Consider the following 20,115-nt stretch of genomic DNA (forward strand, 5'->3'; position numbering starts at 1 on the left):
CGAATCGCTGAACATGCAAACCCCCGTTGAAACCGCCGCGCAAGCGCCGTTCACCCTGGTCCTGGGCCTGGGCGAGTCGGGCGCGGCCGCCGTGCGCTGGTGCGCGCGGGCGGGCGGGGGCCTGCGCGTGGCCGACTCGCGCGCCGAACCGGCCGGGCTGCAGGCGCTGCGGGAAGCGGCGCCGCATGCCGAATTCCGGTTGGGCGCGGACGCCATGCGGGACAGCGGGGGCGCGAGCGTCTTCGATCCCGCCCTGCTCGACGGCATCGAGCGCGTCGTCATCAGCCCGGGCCTGCCGCCGCATGCGGCGCCCGCGGGCGACCTGGTCGGCGCCGCGCGCGAGCGCGGAATCCCGGTCATCGGCGAGATCGAGCTGTTCGCGCTGGCGCTGGCCGAACTGGCCGCCACCCGCTCGTACGCCCCGCGCGTGCTGGCGGTGACCGGCACCAACGGCAAGACCACCGTCTGCGCGCTGACGGGACACCTGGTCGAGGCCGCCGGCCGCTCGGTGGCCGTGGCGGGCAACATCGGCCCGGCCGCGCTGACCGCGCTGATCGCCGCGCTGGACGAGGACCGCCTGCCGGACGTCTGGGTGCTGGAGCTGTCCAGCTTCCAGTTGGAAACCACGCATAGCCTGCGGCCCGACGCGGGCGCGGTGCTGAACCTGACCCAGGACCATCTGGACTGGCACGGCGACATGCGAGCCTATGGCGCCGCCAAGGCGCGGCTGCTGGCGGCGTCGGCGGTGGCCGTGGTCAATCGCGACGATGCCCGGGTGGCGGCCATGGTCGAGCGGCTGGACGCCGAGCACGTGCGCGGCTTCGGGCGCGAGGCGCCGGTGGCCACGGGCGACCTGGGGCTGGACCACAGCCACGGCGTGGCCTGGCTGGCCGAGGCGGCGGCCGAGGATTTCGACGCGCCGCCGCCCAAGCGCAAGAAGGGCGAGGTTGTGACCCGTCCCGACGGGCGGGTGAACCGGCTGATGCCGGTCGATGCGCTGCTGATCCGGGGCCTGCACAACGCCCTGAACGTCCAGGCGGCGCTGCTGCTGGCGCGCAGCCTGGGGCTGCCGTGGGCGCCGCTGCTGCGCGCGGTGCGCGAATACCGGGGCGAGCCGCATCGCGTGGAGTTCGTGCGCGGCATCGCCGGCGTCGACTTCATCGACGACAGCAAGGGCACCAACGTGGGCGCGACCGTCGCCGCGCTGGAGGGCCTGGGGCAGCGCAGCGTGCTGATCGCCGGCGGCGTCGGCAAGGGACAGGATTTTTCGCCGCTGGCCCGCGCCGTGGCCTTGCATGCGCGCGCCGTGGTCCTGATCGGCCGCGACGGGCCGCTGATCGCCGAGGCGCTGAAGGACGCCGGCGTGCCGCTGGCCACCGGCCAGGACCTGGACGCCGCCGTGCGCACCGCCCTGGACCTGGCCCAGCCGGGCGATGCCGTGCTGCTGTCGCCGGCCTGCGCCAGCTTCGACATGTTCCGCGACTACAAGCACCGCGCCGACCAGTTCGTCGACGCCGTGCAGAGCCTCGCGGCCGACCGGGGGGAGGTGTAGCCCGATGAGCCTGTTCGCCGAACTGACCGGTAGCGTCAACGCCGTGCGGCCCAGCCGCACGCGGATGCTGAACTACGACGCCGCGCTCGTCACCTCGGCCCTGTCGCTGCTGCTGCTCGGGCTGGTCATGGTGTATTCCGCGTCGGTCACGCTGTCCGACTCGCCCAAGTTCGCCAACTACGGCAATTACTATTTCCTGGTCCGCCACGCGCTGTACCTGACGCTGGGCGTGGTGGTTGCCGCCGCCACGTTCACGATCCGCATGGACGTGTGGCAGAAATTCTCGATGCCCGTGTTCGGCGTGGCGCTGTTCCTGCTGGTGGCCGTGTTGATTCCCGGCATCGGCAAGGAAGTGAACGGTTCGCACCGCTGGCTGCCGCTGGGTTTCGTCAATTTCCAGCCATCCGAGCTGATGAAGCTGGCCGTGCTGATCTACGCCGCCGACTACACCGTGCGCAAGCAGGCCTACATGCAGAACTTCGTGCGGGGCTTCCTGCCCATGGCCTGCGCGATGGCGGCCACGGGCCTCTTGCTGCTGCTCGAACCCGACCTGGGCGCCTTCGTGGTCATCGTCGCCATCTCGATGGGCATCCTGTTCCTGGGCGGCATCAACGGAAAGCTGTTCGGCGGCCTGACCGCCGTGCTGGTGTCGACCTTCCTGCTGCTGATCTGGGCTGCACCCTGGCGGCGCGAGCGGCTGTTCGCCTACCTGGATCCCTGGACCGAGGCCAACGCGCTGGGCAAGGCCTACCAGTTGTCGCATTCGCTGATCGCCTTCGGGCGCGGCGAATGGTTCGGCGTGGGGCTGGGCGCCAGCGTGGAAAAGCTGCACTACCTGCCGGAAGCGCACACCGACTTCCTGCTGGCCGTGATCGGCGAAGAACTCGGGTTCATCGGCGTGCTGGTCGTGATCACGCTGTTCTTCGTGATCGTGCGCCGGGGCTTCGAGATCGGCCGCCAGGCCATCGCCATGGACCGCGTGTTCAGCGGTCTGGTCGCCAAGGGCGTGGTGCTGTGGATAGGCGTGCAGGCGCTGATCAACATGGGCGTGAACCTGGGTCTCCTGCCGACCAAGGGGCTGACGCTGCCTTTCATGAGCTTCGGCGGCTCGGGCATCATCGCCAACATGGCGGCGCTGGCCGTGCTGATGCGCGTGGACTACGAGAACCGCATCCTGATGCGCGGAGGGCGCCTATGACCGCGCCGCGCACGCTGATGGTCATGGCCGGCGGCACGGGCGGCCACATCATGCCGGGGCTGGCGGTGGCCGGCGCGCTGCGCGCGCGCGGCTGGAATGTGGTCTGGATGGGCAATCCGGACGCCATGGAAGGCCGGCTCGTGCCGCCGCAGGGCATTCCGATGGCGCCCGTGCGTTTCTCCGGCGTGCGGGGCAAGGGCCCGGCCACGCTGCTCAAGCTGCCGTTCACGCTGGCCCGCGCCGCGGCCCAGGCGCTGGCGGCGCTGCGCCGCCATCGTCCCGACGTGGTCCTTGGGATGGGCGGCTACGTGGCCCTGCCCGGCGGGCTGATGGCGCGCCTGCGCGGCACGCCACTGGTGGTGCACGAACAGAATTCCGTGGCCGGCATGACCAATCGCGTACTGGCGCGCTGGGCCAGCAAGGTACTGACCGCCTTTCCCGGCGCGTTGCCCGGCGAGCTGACCGGCAATCCCGTCCGGCCCGAGGTGGCCGCCGTGGCGCCGCCGGCCGAACGCTTCGCCGGCCACGCCGGTCCGCTGCGTCTGCTGGTCGTGGGCGGCAGCCTGGGCGCGCAGGCGCTCAACGGCACCGTGCCCGCCGCCCTGGCGATGCTGCCGGCGGACGCGCGCCCGCGGGTGGTGCACCAGGCGGGCGAGAAACATATCGAGGAACTGCGCACGGCGTATGCCCGGGCGGGGGTGGACGCCGACTGCCGCGCGTTCATCGCCGACATGGCGTCCGCCTATGCCGAGGCCGATCTTGTCATCTGCCGTTCCGGCGCGATGACGGTGGCCGAGGTTTGCGCGGCGGGCGTGGCGGCCCTGTTCGTGCCGTTCCCCCACGCGGTGGACGATCACCAGACCACCAATGCCAGGTATTTGAGCGATGCGCAGGCCGGATGGCTGCAGCCGCAATCGGCCCTGACGGCCGAGTGGCTGGCCGACTGGCTGCGGCAACGCACACGGGCCGAACTGGCCGAAACCGCGACCCGCGCGCGAGCGCTGGCGCATCCGCTCGCCACCGAGCGGATCGCCGACATCTGCGAGGCGGCGGCGCGACGCTGACACATCATGAGACATCGAATCCGACACATCCATTTCGTTGGCATAGGCGGCTCCGGCATGAGCGGGATCGCCGAGGTACTGTTGAACCTCGGCTACCGCATCAGCGGCTCGGACCTGGCCGACAGCGCCACCACCCGCCGGCTGGCGGAACTGGGCGCGCACATCACGCAGGGCCATAGCGCCAGCAACGTCGAGGGCGTGGACGCCATCGTCACGTCCACCGCGGTGGCGGGCAACAATCCGGAAGTGATCGCCGCGCGCAACAAGCGCATCCCGGTCGTGCCGCGCGCCGTGATGCTGGCCGAGCTGATGCGCCTGAAACGTGGCATCGCGGTGGCGGGCACGCACGGCAAGACCACCACCACCAGCCTGATCGCCAGCGTCCTGGCCGCGGGCGGGCTGGATCCGACCTTCGTCATCGGCGGCCGCCTGAATTCGGCGGGCGCCAACGCCAAGCTGGGGCAGGGCGAGTTCATCGTGGTCGAGGCCGACGAGTCGGACGCCTCGTTCCTGAATCTGCTGCCGGTCATGTCGGTGATCACCAACATCGACGCCGACCACATGGACACCTACGGCCACGATTTCGCGCGGCTCAAGAGCGCGTTCGTGGAGTTTACGCAGCGGATGCCGTTCTACGGCACCGCCGTGCTGTGCATCGACGACGCCAACGTGCGCGAGATCCTGCCCTTCGTGTCGCGGCCGGTCACGACTTACGGCTTCTCGGCCGATGCCCAGGTGCGGGCGACCGACGTCCATACCGACGGCCCGCGCATGTGCTTCACCGTCAGGCGGCGCGACCGGCAGGTCGAGCTGCCGCCGCTGGACATCGTCTTGAACCTGCCCGGCGAGCACAACGTGCGCAACGCGCTGGCCACCATCGCCGTGGCGACCGAGCTGGGCGTGCCGGACGACGCCATCCGCGAGGCGCTGGCGGCGTTCAAGGGCGTCAATCGCCGCTTCACGCAGGCGGGCGTGTTTCCGGTGAAGGCCGAACATGGCGGCGGCAGCTTCACGCTGATCGACGACTACGGCCACCACCCCGTTGAAATGGCCGCCACGCTGGCGGCGGCGCGCGGCGCCTATCCGCAGCAGCGCATCGTGCTGGCGTTCCAGCCCCATCGTTACACACGCACACGGGATTGCTTCGAGGATTTCGTCAAAGTGCTGGGTACGGCCGATGCCCTGCTGCTGGCCGAGGTCTACGCGGCTGGCGAACCGCCCATCGTGGCGGCGGACGGCCGCTCGCTGGCCCGCGCGGTGCGCGTGGCCGGCAAGGTCGAGCCGGTGTTCGTCGAGGACATCGCCGACATGCCGCAGGCCATCGCGGATTTCGCGCGCGACGGCGACGTCGTCATCGCGATGGGCGCCGGCTCCATCGGAAGCATGCCGGCAAGAATGGGAGCGCTGTTCGCTCCGGCATCGGATCAGGAAGGGAAATCGCAATGAGCGCGCAATTCGGCAAGGTCGGCGTGTTGTACGGAGGGAAGTCCGCCGAGCGCGACGTATCCATCATGTCGGGCACCGGCGTGCACAAGGCCCTGCGCAGCGCGGGCGTCGAGGCGCACCTGTTCGACACCGGCGTGCGCTCGCTGGCCGAGCTGGCCGAGGAACGCTTCGACCGCGTTTTCATCGCCCTGCATGGACGCTATGGCGAGGACGGCACGATACAGGGCGCGCTGGAACTGCTGCGCGTGCCCTATACCGGCAGCGGGCCGCTGGCCTCCGCGCTGGCCATGGACAAGACCATGACCAAGCGCATCTGGGTCCACGAAGGGCTGCCCACGCCGCGCTTCGAGACCCTGGACCGCCAGTCGGACCTGGCCGCGGTGGCTGCCCGCCTGGGCCTGCCGCTGATCGTCAAGCCGCCGCACGAGGGTTCCACCATAGGCGTGACCAAGGTCACGGACCTGGCCGGCATGCGCGCGGCCTACGATCTGGCGGCCGAGTACGACGAGCACGTGCTGGCCGAGGCCTTCATCCAGGGCCGCGAGCTGACCGTGGCCGTGCTGGGCACCGGCGCCGGCGCGAGGGCCCTGCCGGTGGTCGAGATCGTGGCGCCCGAAGGCAACTACGACTACGAACACAAGTATTTCACCGACGACACCCGCTACCTGTGCCCCGCGCAGCTGCCGCCCGCGGTCACCCAGCGCGTCCAGGAAATCAGCGAGGCCGCGTATCGCGTCCTGGGCTGCGAAGGCTGGGGGCGGGTGGACGTGATGCTGGACGCCGACAACCAACCCTATCTGCTGGAGGTCAATACCTCGCCCGGCATGACCGGCCATTCCCTGGTGCCGATGGCGGCAGCCGCCGACGGCATGAACTATGAAACCCTGTGCGTGGAGATCCTGAAGGATGCCCGCTGCAAGGTTTCAGGCCGGTCTTCGTAAGAGATTGAATCGGACACTCTGTGTGGAACGACTCCCGTACCCTGAACCTCATCGCCAATACCCTGTACCTCGCCGCGGCGCTGGTGCTGGCGGCGTGCGCGCTGCTGTGGCTGGCGCAGCGACCGGTGTTCGCGTTGCAGACGATATGGATCGAGGCCGAGGACGGCACGCTCCAGCACGTGACGCCGGCCAGCGTGCACCCGGCCATCTCCGGCCGGCTGACGGGCAACTTCTTCACCGCCAACCTGGAGCAGATGCGACAGGTATTCGAGACGGTGCCCTGGGTGCGGCAGGCGTCGCTGCGCAGGCAATGGCCCAACTCGCTGGTCGTGACCATACAGGAGCACCAGCCGCTGGGCCTGTGGAACGAGAACCGCTTGCTCAACACCTACGGCGAGTCGTTCACCGCCAACCTGGGCGAGGCCGAGGACGACCGGCAGCTGCCGATCTTCGCCGGCCCGGAGGGCTCGGAGAAGCTGGTGGCCCAGCGCTATGCCGAACTGACGCGCTGGTTCGCGCCGGTCAAGCTCGATCCGCTGCGGGTGGTGCTGACGCCCCGCTACGCCTGGCAGGTGGAGTTGTCCAACGGCGCGATCATCGACCTGGGGCGCGAGCCGACCACGGCGCCCGGCACGGATACCGCGTCGCTGGAGGCCCGCGTGCAGCGCTTCGTGCAGGCGATTCCGGTGATCGAATCGCGCATCGGCAAGCTGGAACATGCGGACCTGCGCTATCCGAACGGCTTCGCGGTCACCACCGCCCGGCCGCCGGCCAGCGCCAAACCGAATCCAAGGAAACCTGCATCAACCATGCAACCTAACCAGAAAAGACCATGACTCGTGAAACCAAGGATCTGATCGTTGCCCTCGACATCGGCACCAGCAAGGTGGTGGCGGTCGTGGCCGAGATGCTGCCTGAAGGGCGCTTCGAAGTGCTCGGTCTCGGGCAGCATGAGTCGCGCGGCATGCGCAAGGGCGTGGTCGTCAACATCGAGACCACGGTCAACTCCATCCAGCGCGCGCTGGAGGAGGCCGAGCTCATGGCCGACTGCAAGATCCGGGACGTCTTCACGGGTATCGCCGGCAGCCACATCCGCAGCTTCAATTCCAGCGGCATGGTGGCGATCAAGGACAAGGAAGTCACCGCCACCGACGTGGCGCGCGTCATCGAGACCGCCAAGGCCATCAACATCCCGACCGACCAGCAGGTGCTGCACGTGCTGACGCAGGAGTTCATCGTCGACGGCCAGGAGGACATCCGCGAGCCGATCGGCATGAGCGGGATCCGCCTGGAAGTGCGGGTGCACATCGTGACCGGCGCGGTCAGCGCGGCCCAGAACATCGTCAAGTGCGTGCGCCGCTGCGGCCTGGAAGTGCAGGATCTGATCCTGCAGCCGCTCGCCTCCAGCCTGGCCTGCCTGACGCCCGACGAGAAGGAACTGGGCGTGGCGCTGGTGGACATCGGCGGCGGCACGACCGACATCGCCATCTTCACCGGCGGCGCGATCCGCCATACCGCGGTCATCCCCATTGCCGGCGACCAGATCACCGGCGATGTCGCCGCGGCGCTGCGCACGCCCACGCCCGATGCCGAGGAAATCAAGCTGCGCTACGGCGTGGCCAAGCAGGTGCTGGCCAGCCCCGACGAACGCATCGAAGTGCCCGGGCTGGGCGACCGCGGGCCGCGCCAGTTGTCGCGCCAGGCGCTGGGCGCCGTGATCGAGCCGCGCGTCGAGGAACTGTTCACCTTCGTGCAGCAGGTGATCCGCGAGTCGGGCTACGACGAATTGCTGTCCTCCGGCATCGTGCTGACCGGCGGCACCTCGCAGATGCCGGGCGTGGTCGAACTGGCCGAGGACATCTTCCTGAAGCCCGTGCGGCTGGGCGTGCCCGAGTACACCGGCAGCCTGGCGGACGTGGTCCGCAGCCCGCGCTTCTCGACCGTGATGGGCCTTTTGGCCGAGGCCCGGCTGCAGCGCGTGCGTGGCCGCAAGGTGGCGCAGCAGACCGGAAATGTCACACAGGTTTTCTCTCGTATGAAAGAGTGGTTCCTGGGGAATTTTTGAAGCGATCCCCCGTCGCATACGTTGCCCGAATCGTGCAGTCCTTCGCAGTCCGATGAAGCAGTGCCCGTTCTTTGAGTCTGTGCAGTTGCAGGTCCAGAGTATCCAGTAGTTCGTTCAAATCTGTTTTTTTATATGAGTCGAGGAGGTGCGTGACCGGGGAAGGTGAAACGTGAAGCGCGATCCCAAGGCGGGGTCAGTCAGATGGTCGATTCCGGCCCGATCACATTTCACATTTCACATTTCCCAGCCGCCACTTATCCGCCAGAACCCCCGGAGGTCATTATGAAATTCGAAATGCTAGACACCGATAGCCGTGGAACGGTCATCAAGGTGGTGGGTGTGGGCGGCGCCGGCGGCAACGCCGTTGCCCACATGATCCGTCGCGGCGTGCAGGGCGTGGACTTCATCTGCGCCAATACCGACGTGCAGGCGCTGTCGCATACCAATGCGCCGGTGCAGATCCGCCTGGGCCGCAGCGGCCTGGGCGCCGGCGCCAAGCCCGAGCAGGGCCGCGCCGCCGCCGAGACCGCCCGCGAAGAGATCCGCGACGCGCTGCAAGGCGCCAACATGGTGTTCATCACCGCCGGCATGGGCGGCGGCACGGGTACCGGCGCCGGTCCCGTGGTGGCCGAAGTCGCCAAGGAACTCGGCATCCTGACCGTGGCCGTGGTGACCAAGCCCTTCAACTTCGAAGGCAGCAAGCGCATGCGCATGGCCGAGGAAGGCATCGACGCCCTGACGCAGCACGTGCATTCGCTGATCGTCGTGCTGAACGAGAACCTGTACGAACTGCTGGGCGAGGACGCCACGCAGGAAGACTGCTTCAAGTCCGCCGACGACATCCTGCACAATGCCTGCGCCGGCATCGCCGAGATCATCAACGTGGACGGCAACGTCAACGTCGACTTCGAGGACGTCAAGACCATCATGAGCGAGCAGGGCAAGGCCATGATGGGCACCGGCATCGCCAGCGGCGTGGACCGCGCCCGCGTGGCGTCCGAGCAGGCCATCGCGTGCCCGCTGCTGGAAGGCATCGACCTGAACGGCGCCCGCGGCGTGCTGGTCAACATCACCGCCAGCCGTTCGCTGAAGATGCGCGAGACCCGCGAGATCATGGACACCATCCGCAGCTACGCCGCGGAAGATGCCACCGTGATCTTCGGCGTGTCGTACGACGATGCGATGGGCGAAGACCTGCGCGTCACCGTCGTGGCGACCGGCCTGGGCCGCAACAAGGCCAAGCCGCAACTGGTGCAGAACACCATGCAGCAGCTGCGCACGGGCACGGACAACGTCCCGGCCTACAACGCGCAGGCCGGTGGCACCAACTACCACGACTACGACACGCCCACGGTCTTCCGCAACCCGCGGGATGCGTCGATGCGCGTGCAGGCGCTGGAAAGCTCGGGCATGGAACACCTGGACATCCCCGCTTTCCTGCGCAAGCAAGCTGATTGATAAACCCCCCCTACGCGCTGACGCGCGCCCCCCAGGGGGCGATGCGAGTGGACCGGCAAAGCCGGATCCACCGCATCCTGGGTCTAGTTCCTGTATCGTGAGGCCCTGGCGCTGTTGCTTCGCAGGCTGCCTGCGTTAGCACCGGCGGTACAACCCAACCAGTCCCCACTAGACCCAGGAAACCGCGGATCTGGCTTTGCCAGTCCGCTGGTTTCGCCCCCTGGGGGGCGCGCGTCAGCGCGTAGGGGGGGACATTTTTTTTAGGAGTCTTCCATGACCATCAAAGTAGGCGATCGCGTCCCTGACGGCACCCTGACCGAGTTCATCGCCGTGGAGACCGAAGGCTGCTCGCTCGGCCCCAACGCGTTCCAGGTCGCGGATCTGGTCAAGGGCAAGAAGATTGCCGTGTTCGCCGTGCCGGGCGCCTTCACGCCCACCTGCTCGGCCAAGCACGTGCCCAGCTACCTGCAGAACCATGACGCCCTGAAGGCCAAGGGCGTGGACGAGATCTGGTGCGTGGCCACCAACGACGCGTTCGTGATGGGGGCCTGGGCCAAGGACCAGGGCAGCCAGGGCAAGGTCCGCATGCTGGCCGACGGTTCGGCCAAGTGGACCAAGGCGCTGGGCCTGGAGTTCGACCTGACCGAGCGCGGCATGGGCGTGCGTTCGCAGCGTTATTCCATGCTGCTGGACGACGGCGCCGTCAAGGTGCTGAACGTCGAAGCCCCCGGCAAGTACGAGATCAGCGACGCGGAAACCCTGCTCAAGCAGCTGTAATTCCGTTTCCGGCACGGCCGCGGCAGCGTGTGCGCGGCCGTATCGGAACCTGTGGCGGGCCACCCGCTCTAACACGGAAACGTTACAATATAGTATTAACCCGGATTCCTAGCCGCCATGCTTTGCCAGCGCACAATAAAAAGCGTCACTCGAACCACCGGAGTCGGTCTGCATTCCGGGCGGCGCGTCGAGATCACGCTGCGTCCGGCAGCGCCCAATACCGGCATCGTCTTCCACCGCATCGACCTGCCCGAGCCCGTCGACCTGCCCGCTTCCGCGATGTCCGTGGGCGACACGCGCATGGCGTCGGTGCTGCAAAAGGGCGACGTGCGGGTCTCCACCGTCGAACACCTGATGTCCGCCTGCGCGGGCCTGGGCATCGACAACCTGCACGTGGACCTGACGGCCGAGGAAGTGCCCATCATGGACGGCAGCGCGGGCACCTTCGTGTTCCTGCTGCAATCGGCGGGCATCGAGGAACAGAACGCCGCCAAGGAATTCATCCGGGTGCTGGAACCGGTCGAAGTGCGCGAGGGCGAAGGCGCCTCGGCCAAATGGGCCCGGCTCGAACCCTACGACGGCTTCTCGCTGGCCTTCTCCATAGACTTCCATCATCCGGCCATCGACGCCACGTCGAATTTCGCCGAAATCGACTTCGCCAAGCATTCCTACATCAAGGAAATCGCGCGCGCCCGCACCTTCGGTTTCATGCAGGACGTGGAAAACCTCCGCGCCGCGGGCCTGGCGCGTGGCGGCAGCCTGGACAACGCCATCGTGATGGACGAATTCCGAGTCCTGAACAGCGACGGGCTTCGCTACGACGACGAGTTCGTCAAGCACAAGATCCTGGACGCCATCGGCGACCTGTACCTGGTGGGCAAACCCCTGATCGCCCGCTACGTGGCCCACAAGTCGGGCCACGGCATGAACAACCAGCTCGTGCGGGCCCTGCTGGAGCGCCGCCACGCCTGGGAACTCGCCACCTTCGAATCGAAGTCGGTCGCCCCCCAAGCCTTCCGCGAAGACTGGGTGGCGGTGTGACCCCCCCTACGCGCTGACGCGCGCCCCCCAGGGGGCGGCACTGGCGGACCGGCAAAGCCGGATCCGCGGTGCCCTGGGTCTAGTACCGGTTTCGCCCCCTTGGGGGGCGCGCGTCAGCGCGTAGGGAGGAGCAATCTCTTCAGTTCCGCCAGGGCCTGGGTGCCCTGTTCGGTGGCCTGGCGCGCCTGGGGCCGCGGGGCCGGGCGGGACAATTCGGTCTCTTCCAGGCGGGTAAGCGTTGCTTGAACGCGGACGGCGATTCCGTTAACCTGCCACCCTTGCTTTTCCAAGGCAGCCACCAGCCGGGGCGCCAGCTGGCGCAGTTTGGCCGAATGGGCCGCGGCGGGTACGCCCAGCGTCAACTGGCCATCCTCGAAGCGCAGCACGTGGCAGGCCGGGCCCAGGGGCGCGGGCAGGGCGGCGCAGACCTGGCGTTGCAGGTCCAGCAGGCGGCGGGCGGTGCCCAGCAGGCTGGCGCCCTTGCCGTCGCGTCCCAGGCAAGCCAGCGTGGCGGTGTACTGCGCCGGATCGGCATGGGTCTGCGGCTTGCGCCGCTTCCGGAAGGGCGCCGCGGGCCGGGTACGAAAAGTTTCGATCGCGAACTCCCTGGAGTCTCGGGAACATTCAAGAGGATACGGGGCGCCGAGCAAGGCGCGTCTCTCACGCCAGGAGGCACGTTCCGTGCAGATCATCATAGTGCATCCGCGCCTGTCCGAGGCGAGGACGCTGACCATCACCCCCCGTTTCGCGGCGGGGATGATCGCCGCAATCGGTGCCGCGCTGATACTTGGCGCCGTGCTGTTGAATTACGCCGCGTCCGGCATCGCCTGGCCCTGGAGCGGTTCCGGCCTGTCCGAGCGTAGCCGCGAGGAAGCCCGCCAGCAGGCGGTGCTGCGCGAGAACATCAACCTGCTTGCCAAGCGCGTGGGTGAAATGCAGGCCAAGCTGATGCAGCTCGACGCGCTGGGCGAGCGCGTCGCCGGCCTGGCGGGCGTGTCCCCGGCGTTTTCCGCCAAGGGCGTGCCGGGCCGCGGCGGGCTGCTGGTGTCGTCGCAGCCCATGTCGCCCCAGGACGTCAGTTCCGAACTCGATCATCTCGAAGCCCAACTGGCCGAGCGCTCCGATTACCTCAGCGTCCTGGACGCGCAATTGACGACCCTGTCGGTGCGCAAGGCGATGACGCCCACCGTCATGCCCGTCACGCAGGGGTACAACGGTTCATCGTTCGGCTGGCGGGTCGATCCCTTCACCGGGACGCGCTCGCTGCACGAAGGCGTGGATTTCTCAGCGCCGTCGGGCACCGCCATCGTGGCCGCGGCGGGCGGCGTCGTGCAGGTGGCCGAATTCCATTCCGGCTACGGCTACATGATAGACATCGACCACGGCAACGACCTGGTCACCCGCTATGCCCATGCGTCGAAGCTGCTGGTCAAGCCGGGCGACCTGGTCAAGCGCGGCCAGCGCATCGCCGCCGTCGGCAGTACCGGCCGCTCCACCGGTTCGCACCTGCACTTCGAGGTGCGGCTGGGCGGCGTCGCCGTCAATCCCAACAACTTCCTGACCCACGGTCCTGGCAAGCAGCCGGTCGAACCCTTCTCCAAGGTCGTCACCCTCCCAGCCCCCGGACCTCTGGACTAGAGGGGGAGAGGTCTCTCCTACGCAGACCCAGGATGCGGTGGATCCGGCTCCGCCGGTCCACCCGCATCGCCCGCTGGGGGGCGCCCGAAGGGCGTAGGGGGGGGACCATAATCAGCGGAGACCTCTCGCAGGCAGCGCATCAGGCGTTCGCTGGCGGGGGACAGCGCGCGTTGCTTGCTCCAGGTCAGGCCGATGGGGCGCAGCAGGCCGGGGAGTTCCAGAGGCAGGATGGCCAGCATGCCGAGGTCGCTGTAGTGGCGGGCCGCGACGCGGGACAGAAGGCCGACGGCCCGGGTGGATTGGAGGTAGGTGGCGATGACCGGGACCGACAGGGTTTCGATGTAGTCGCTGGGCATGGCGATGTCGTGCTCCTGGAACACGGCCTCCAACGGTTCCCTGGGCAGCGATGCCACCGGCGGCAGGATCCAGGGGTAGGGGGCCAGGTCGCGCCAGTGCAGGGACGAGGTGCCGGCCAGGGGATGCTGGCGGCCCACCACGACCATGCTCGATCCCTCGAACAGCGGGGCTTCCTCGAAGTCCGCCGATGGCCAGCTGGACAGGCGGCCCACCAGGATGTCCAGGTGGCCGCGCCGCAATTGCGGCAGCAGCGTGTCCATCGAGCCTTCCTGTACGTGTACCGTGGTCGTGGGCGAGATGCGCTTGAGGGCGGCCAGGGCCTGGGGGACCAGCGCCGAGGTCATCGCGGGCATGGCGCCCAGCGCGGCCCGGCCGGACGCGCCGGACAGCAGCGCGCGCAGTTCGTCACGAGTCTGGGCCAGGGTGTTGAGCATGACGCGGGCCTGGCGGATCAGGCATTCGCCGTAGACGTTGGGCTGTACGCCCCGCGCCGTCCGGTCGAACAGCTTGAAGCCCAGGCCTTTCTCCAGTTCGGACAGCGCCAGCGACACCGCCGGCTGGGTGATGTTGAGGCTGGCCGCGACCTTGCCCAGGTTGCGCAGCTCGTCCAGCGCCACCAGCAGTTGCAGATGGCGCGGCTTGAGGTTGGCGCGGATGTACCAGTCGAGTCTGGCCATGGCGGATCCATCCGGAATTTCAATAAGTGAATGCTTATGATAAACGCCGGATTTTTAAGTGGTTTGCTTATGTTGTTGCGGGCATGATGGGCGCCTTCGATCAGGAGCCCCCGTGTCCCATCCCAAGCCGACATCGATCATCGATCTCCACACCCACGTCGTCGCCGCGGACCAGCAGGCCTATCCCCTGGCGCCGCTGTCCGGCCGGCAGTCGGACTGGTCGCGCGAGCGGCCGGTCACGCGCGAGGCCATGCTGGCCGCCATGGACGAGGCCGGCATCGCGCAGGTCGCGCTGGTGCAGGCTTCCACCTGCTATGGCCATGACAGCAGTTATGTCGCGGACTCCGTCGCGGCCCGGCCGGACCGTTTCATCGGCGTCTATTCGATCGGCCTGGCCGAGCCCGACGCCGCCGAGCGCATTGCCTACTGGCACGGCCGCGGGCTGCAAGGCATGCGGGTGTTCATCGCCGGCCATACCGCGGCAGACCACGCGGCGCGGCTGGACGATCCGCTGGGTTTCCCCGCCTGGGAACGGGCGCAGGAACTGGACATCCCCGTGTGCGTGCAACTGCGGGCCGACGGCCTGCCGCAACTGCAGAACATCCTGCGGCGCTTCCCGCGCGTGCGGGTGCTGCTGGACCACTTCGCCCGGCCCAGGCTGGAAGACGGCCCGCCCTATGCGGCGGCGGCCAGCCTGTTCGCGCTGGCGGATCATCCCAACCTGTTCTTCAAGTTCACCACCCACAACGTCCGGGAGGCCCGTGAAGGGGCGGCCACGCAGGCCAGCTTCCTGCGGCGCGCGATCGATGTGTTCGGCGTGCGCCGCATCGCCTGGGGGTCGAACTTCCCGGCGTCGGCGGGCAGCCTGGCCAGCCTGCTGGGCGAGGCCCTGGAGGCCACCGCCTCGCTGTCCGGCGAAGAGCGGGAATGGGTCTTCCATCGCACGGCCCGGGCGCTGTATCCCGCGCTGGACGCCGCATCGGCAAGGGGGGCGTGATGGGGGCGATGACGCTGCGCACCTTGTTGGGCGACTATCCGAACACGCAGGCCCTGAAGCGGGGCGAGATCGCTTCGCCGCTGGTCGGCTTCGAATTCGATCCGGTCAAGACCGCCAACCGGGCGTTCAAGCGCGTCGTGCGCGAGGGCGCCTTCGACGTGGCGGAGCTGGCGCTGGTGACCTTCCTGCAGGCCAAGGCCTATGGCAAGCCCCTGGTGCTGATGCCGGCCGTGGTGGGGGCGGGACGCTACCAGCACCATTGCCTGGTCCACAACGTCGAGCGCGGACGCCTGCGGGTGGCGGAACTGGCCGGCAAGCGCATCGGGATCCGGGCCTACGCCCAGACCACGGTGGCCTGGGTGCGGGGCATCCTGGCCGACGACTACGGGGTGGACCTGAACGCGATACGCTGGGTGACGTTCGAGGACGGGCACCTGGCCGAGTTCGCCGATCCGCCCGGGGTGGCGCGGGCCGAAGGCCGGAGCATGGTCGAGATGCTGCTGGCGGGGGAACTGGACGCCGCCATCATCGGCACCGACCTGCCCGACGATCCGCGCCTGGCGCCGGTGCTGCCCGATCCCCACGTGGCCGCCGCCGCATGGGGCGCCCGGCACGCCATGGTGCCCATCAACCACATGGTGGCCGTGGACCGGACGCTGTGCGAGACGCGTCCGGAGGTGGTCCGCGAGGTCTACCGGCTGCTGCAGGAAAGCAAGGCCGCGGCCAGGCGGGACGCCGGCGGGCCGGACCTGACGCCGTTCGGCGTGGAGCCCAACCGCCACGCGCTGGAATTGATCATCCACTACGCCTATGACCAGAAACTGATTCCGCGCCGCTATGCCGTCGACGAGCTGTTCGACGACGTGACCCGCGTGCTGTGACCGGCGCCGGCCATCGGGCCGGCCCGCAAAGACAATCGCGGCGGCGAGGACCGCCGCCCTCATTCCCAGGAGACAACATGAAATGGTTCGCAATCCTGGCCGCCTGCGTGGCGGCCGCCGTTCCCACGCTTCCCGCCCAGGCCCAGGTGGGCGGCCAGGTCACGCGCATCGTCGTGCCGTTCGCCGCGGGCGGAGCCCGGGAGCTGCTGGCGCGCACGTTCTACCAGGAACTGGGCCAGCAGCTGGGCCAGACCATCATCATCGAAAGCCGGCCAGGCGCGGGCGGGGCCATCGGCACGTCCAACGTCGGGCGCGCCGATCCGGACGGGCGCACGCTGCTCATGGCCGCGTCCAGCCATTTCGTCACGGCCGAGCTGGGCGCCAAGCCGCACTATGACCCGGTCAAGGATTTCACGCCGGTGGCCAACATCGGCACCCAGAGCTATGTGTTGATGATCAGCAGCGCGGTGCCGGCCAGGAACGTGGCCGAATTCATCGCCTATGCCAAAAAGCGCCCGGGCGAACTGAACTACGGTTCGGCCGGCATCGGCAGCTCCACCCATCTGGCCATGGCCTATTTTCTGAGCACGGCCGGGCTGGACATGCTGCACATCCCCTACAAATCCACCCAGGAAGCGGCCAACGACGTGGCCGGCGGGCGGGCGCAGGCGGTGATCGTGCCCAATGCCGGTGTCGGTGCCTACCTGCAGGATTCCAGGCTGCGCATCATAGGCGTGACTTCGCGCCAGCCCTCGCCGCTGCTGCCCGGCGTGCCGCCCATCGCCCAGGCCGGCCTGCCGTCCTACGTGTTCGAGTCGTGGTTCGGCCTGCTGGCGCCCGCCGCCACGCCCGCGCCGGTGGTCCAGCGCATCAACGCCGCGGTGGCGAAGGTCCTGGAGATGCCCGTCATCAAGGAGCGCCTGGCCACCCAGGGCGTGGCGCCGGATGCCATGAACGTCGATGAATTTGGCAAACTGTTCGTCCAGGACAGGCAACTGATGGCCCGCATCGTCAAGGAGGCCAGGCTCACCCGGGATTGACCCGGACCGGTCCCGGCGGGGGCGGGCGCCGCTCCCGGGCCGGGCCAGCCGCCGGGGGCGGTGGCCGGGCAGGGATGTCCATGCGGACGGGACGCGCGATTCAAGGTCCTCCCACGGTGCTAAACTGGCTGGCTTATCCCCTATCCCGGCTGGGATGCCAGGCCACGGCCCGGCCCCGGTTGCTTGCAAATATCGCGCATGGTTTCCTCTCTGCTCAAGAAAATTTTCGGCAGCCGCAATGACCGGCTGCTGAAGCAGTACGGCAAGTTGGTCGCTCGGATCAACGCGCTGGAGTCCCAGACCGCCGCACTCAGCGACGAGCAACTCACGGCCCGCACGCAAGAGTTCAAGCAACGCTACCAGAACGGCGAAACGCTGGACGACCTGCTGCCCGAGGCCTTCGCCGTCGTCCGCGAAGGCGGCAAGCGGGTATTGGGCATGCGCCACTTCGACGTCCAGCTGCTGGGCGGGATCGTGCTGCACAGCGGCCGCATCGCCGAAATGCGCACGGGGGAGGGCAAGACCCTCGTGGCCACGCTGCCGACCTACCTGAACGCCATCGCCGGCAAGGGCGTGCACGTGGTGACGGTCAACGACTACCTGGCGCAGCGCGACGCGGCCTGGATGGGCCGCCTGTACAAGTTCCTGGGCCTGTCGGTGGGCGTGGTGATCTCGCAGCAGCCCAACGAGGAAAAGATCGAGGCCTACCGGGCCGACATCACCTACGGCACCAACAACGAATTCGGCTTCGACTACCTGCGCGACAACATGGAATACCGCGTGGAGGATCGCCGCCAGCGCGCGCTGTTCTACGCGGTGGTCGACGAGGTCGACTCCATCCTGATCGACGAGGCGCGCACGCCGCTGATCATCTCGGGCCAGGCCGAAGACCATACCGAGATGTACATCCGGATGAACGCGGTGCCGCCGCTGCTGACCCGGATGGCGTCCGAGCCCAAGTCCAACGAGCCCGAGCCCGAGGGCGATTTCTGGGTGGACGAGAAAAGCCACCAGGTCTACCTGTCGGAAGCCGGCCACGAGAAGGCCGAGCAGATCCTGGAGCGCCAGGGCCTGCTGCCCGAGGGCGAGTCGCTGTACGAGCCGCGCCACATCAGCCTGATGCACCACCTGATGGCGGCGCTGCGGGCGCACAACCTGTTCTTCCGCGACCAGCACTACGTCGTGCAGAACAACGAAGTGGTCATCGTCGACGAATTCACCGGCCGCCTGATGGTGGGCCGCCGCTGGTCCGACGGCCTGCACCAGGCGGTCGAGGCCAAGGAAGGCGTGAAGATCCAGAACGAGAACCAGACGCTGGCCTCGATCACCTTCCAGAACTACTTCCGGATGTACGAGAAGCTGGCCGGCATGACCGGCACGGCCGATACTGAAGCCTACGAGTTCCAGGAAATCTATCGCCTGGAGACCGTGATCATGCCGACCAACCGGCCCATGATCCGCGTCGACCAGAACGACCAGGTCTTCAAGACCGACCAGGAAAAGTACAACGCCATCCTGGAAGACATCCGTGACTGCCAGAAGCGCGGCCAGCCGGTGCTGGTGGGCACCACCAGCATCGAGAACTCCGAACTGCTGTCGGCCATGCTGGTCAAGGCCGGCCTGAAGCACGAGGTGCTCAACGCCAAGCAGCACGCGCGCGAAGCCGAGATCGTGGCCGAGGCCGGCAAGCCGGGCCACATCACCATCGCCACCAACATGGCGGGCCGCGGTACCGACATCGTGCTGGGCGGCAGCGTCGACAAGCAGGTCGACCTGATCCGCGCCGACGACGCGCTGTCCGAGACCGAGAAGGACATCCGCATCGCCCGCGTGCGCGATGAATGGAAGCCGCTGAACGAGCAGGTCAAGGCTGCCGGCGGCCTGCGCATCATCGGCACCGAGCGCCACGAATCGCGCCGTATCGACAACCAGCTGCGCGGCCGCGCCGGCCGCCAGGGCGACCCGGGGTCGTCGCGCTTCTACCTGTCGCTGGAAGATTCGCTGATGCGCATCTTCGCCGGCGACCGCGTGCGCGCCATCATGGAGCGCCTCAAGCTGCCCGAGGGCGAGCCCATCGAGGCCGGCATGGTCACCCGCTCGATCGAGTCGGCCCAGCGCAAGGTCGAGGCCCGCAACTTCGACATCCGCAAGCAATTGCTGGAATACGACGACGTCGCCAACGACCAGCGCAAGGTCATCTACACCCAGCGCAACGAAGTCCTGGAGGCGCCCTCCATCGCCGACGTGGTCGCCAACCTGCGCGAAGCCACCTTCACCGAGACCTTCCGCGGCTACGTGCCCGAAGACTCGGTCGAGGAACAATGGGACGTGCCGGGCCTGCAAAAGACGCTGGAGCTGGAATGGCAGGTCGAGCTGCCGCTGGCCAGCATGGTGGAAGCCGAGCCCAACCTGACCGACGACGACCTGCTCGAACGCGTCCTGAAGGCCTCGGCCGACGCCTACGACGCCAAGGTGGCGCTGGTGGGCACCGAGATGTGGGGCCAGTTCGAGCGCTCCATCCTGCTGCAGTCCATCGACACGCACTGGCGCGAGCACCTGGCCATGCTGGATCACCTGCGCCAGGGCATCCACCTGCGCGGCTACGCCCAGAAGAATCCCAAGCAGGAATACAAGCGCGAAGCCTTCGAGCTGTTCTCCAACATGCTGGACCGCATCCGCAACGACGTCGTCAAGGTGCTGATGACCGTGCGCGTGCAGTCGGCCGAGCAGGTGGAACAGGTCGAGCAGGACGCCGCCCTGCCGCATGTGCAGAACGTGCAATACCATCACTCCGACTACGACGAGGCCCTGGCCGCCGCCAACGCGGCCGCGGGATCCGGCCAGGAGCCGGTGCGCAACGTGCTGCCCAAGGTCGGGCGCAACGATCCCTGCCCCTGCGGCAGCGGCAAGAAGTACAAGCAGTGCCACGGGAAACTCGCGTAGGGGGGAACCCCCTACGCGAGTTTCCTGGTAGGCCCACCCC

17 protein-coding genes are annotated in these 20,115 nt (G+C 68.1%); 15 read left to right on the top strand and 2 right to left on the bottom strand.

What is annotated here, in order from left to right; genetic code table 11:
• The first annotated feature begins 13 nt into the window (after positions 1-13).
• The 10 genes from murD to lpxC all read left to right on the top strand — a co-directional run bounded on the left by murD (position 14) and on the right by lpxC (position 11,542).
• A complete protein-coding gene (murD, locus tag EV675_RS28205; RefSeq protein ID WP_130362004.1) occupies positions 14-1,552 on the top strand; it encodes a UDP-N-acetylmuramoyl-L-alanine--D-glutamate ligase in 1,539 nt (512 codons plus the stop codon).
• Positions 1,553-1,556: 4 nt separating this feature from the next.
• Entirely contained in the window at positions 1,557-2,750 is a 1,194-nt protein-coding gene (gene ftsW / locus EV675_RS28210) for a putative lipid II flippase FtsW (RefSeq protein WP_130362005.1), read from the top strand.
• Positions 2,747-3,814, top strand: a complete 1,068-nt coding sequence (murG, locus tag EV675_RS28215; RefSeq protein ID WP_130362006.1) for an undecaprenyldiphospho-muramoylpentapeptide beta-N-acetylglucosaminyltransferase — start codon at positions 2,747-2,749, stop codon at positions 3,812-3,814. Before ftsW ends, murG begins: the two co-directional genes overlap by 4 nt.
• Before the next feature lie 6 nt (positions 3,815-3,820).
• A complete protein-coding gene (murC, locus tag EV675_RS28220) occupies positions 3,821-5,260 on the top strand; it encodes a UDP-N-acetylmuramate--L-alanine ligase (protein WP_130362007.1) in 1,440 nt (479 codons plus the stop codon).
• Entirely contained in the window at positions 5,257-6,201 is a 945-nt protein-coding gene (locus EV675_RS28225; protein WP_130362008.1) for a D-alanine--D-alanine ligase, read from the top strand. The genes murC and EV675_RS28225 overlap by 4 nt, the downstream gene beginning before the upstream one ends.
• 20 nt (positions 6,202-6,221) lie before the next feature.
• On the top strand, positions 6,222-7,037 hold the full coding sequence (locus EV675_RS28230) for a cell division protein FtsQ/DivIB (RefSeq protein WP_130362009.1): 816 nt from the start codon (positions 6,222-6,224) through the stop codon (positions 7,035-7,037).
• Entirely contained in the window at positions 7,034-8,266 is a 1,233-nt protein-coding gene (ftsA, locus tag EV675_RS28235) for a cell division protein FtsA (RefSeq protein ID WP_087841729.1), read from the top strand. The genes EV675_RS28230 and ftsA overlap by 4 nt, the downstream gene beginning before the upstream one ends.
• A gap of 279 nt (positions 8,267-8,545) precedes the next feature.
• Positions 8,546-9,724, top strand: coding sequence for a cell division protein FtsZ (ftsZ, locus tag EV675_RS28240; protein WP_130362251.1), 1,179 nt, complete (start codon positions 8,546-8,548; stop codon positions 9,722-9,724).
• A 273-nt stretch (positions 9,725-9,997) separates the two neighbouring features.
• A complete protein-coding gene (locus EV675_RS28245) occupies positions 9,998-10,501 on the top strand; it encodes a peroxiredoxin (RefSeq protein ID WP_124691230.1) in 504 nt (167 codons plus the stop codon).
• Between the two features lie 117 nt (positions 10,502-10,618).
• The gene (gene lpxC, locus EV675_RS28250; RefSeq protein WP_130362010.1) at positions 10,619-11,542 is read left to right on the top strand and encodes a UDP-3-O-acyl-N-acetylglucosamine deacetylase; all 924 of its coding nucleotides are present in this window, start codon (positions 10,619-10,621) and stop codon (positions 11,540-11,542) included.
• A 113-nt stretch (positions 11,543-11,655) separates the two neighbouring features.
• Here lpxC and EV675_RS28255 read toward each other — a convergent pair whose 3' ends face one another.
• Positions 11,656-12,192: a DciA family protein gene (locus EV675_RS28255; protein ID WP_165404819.1), complete on the bottom strand. Its 537-nt coding sequence runs from the start codon at positions 12,190-12,192 to the stop codon at positions 11,656-11,658.
• A gap of 31 nt (positions 12,193-12,223) precedes the next feature.
• Here EV675_RS28255 and EV675_RS28260 point away from each other — a divergent pair, with 31 nt between their 5' ends.
• The gene (locus EV675_RS28260; RefSeq protein WP_130362012.1) at positions 12,224-13,180 is read left to right on the top strand and encodes a M23 family metallopeptidase; all 957 of its coding nucleotides are present in this window, start codon (positions 12,224-12,226) and stop codon (positions 13,178-13,180) included.
• Positions 13,181-13,197: 17 nt separating this feature from the next.
• Here the strand turns inward: EV675_RS28260 and EV675_RS28265 are convergent, their stop codons facing one another.
• On the bottom strand, positions 13,198-14,214 hold the full coding sequence (locus EV675_RS28265; RefSeq protein ID WP_130362013.1) for a LysR substrate-binding domain-containing protein: 1,017 nt from the start codon (positions 14,212-14,214) through the stop codon (positions 13,198-13,200).
• A gap of 112 nt (positions 14,215-14,326) precedes the next feature.
• Between EV675_RS28265 and EV675_RS28270 the strand changes: the two genes are divergently transcribed.
• The 4 genes from EV675_RS28270 to secA all read left to right on the top strand — a co-directional run bounded on the left by EV675_RS28270 (position 14,327) and on the right by secA (position 20,075).
• On the top strand, positions 14,327-15,211 hold the full coding sequence (locus EV675_RS28270) for an amidohydrolase family protein (protein ID WP_130362014.1): 885 nt from the start codon (positions 14,327-14,329) through the stop codon (positions 15,209-15,211).
• Positions 15,142-16,092: a substrate-binding domain-containing protein gene (locus EV675_RS28275; protein WP_242621644.1), complete on the top strand. Its 951-nt coding sequence runs from the start codon at positions 15,142-15,144 to the stop codon at positions 16,090-16,092. The genes EV675_RS28270 and EV675_RS28275 overlap by 70 nt, the downstream gene beginning before the upstream one ends.
• A gap of 77 nt (positions 16,093-16,169) precedes the next feature.
• Positions 16,170-17,132 carry a tripartite tricarboxylate transporter substrate binding protein gene (locus EV675_RS28280; RefSeq protein WP_087841722.1) on the top strand — a complete coding sequence of 321 codons (963 nt, stop codon included), beginning with the start codon at positions 16,170-16,172 and terminating at the stop codon, positions 17,130-17,132.
• Between the two features lie 198 nt (positions 17,133-17,330).
• On the top strand, positions 17,331-20,075 hold the full coding sequence (secA, locus tag EV675_RS28285) for a preprotein translocase subunit SecA (protein ID WP_130362016.1): 2,745 nt from the start codon (positions 17,331-17,333) through the stop codon (positions 20,073-20,075).
• Positions 20,076-20,115: the final 40 nt, after the last annotated feature.

This window comes from Pigmentiphaga kullae (assembly GCF_004216695.1).
GTDB lineage: Bacteria > Pseudomonadota > Gammaproteobacteria > Burkholderiales > Burkholderiaceae_B > Pigmentiphaga > Pigmentiphaga kullae.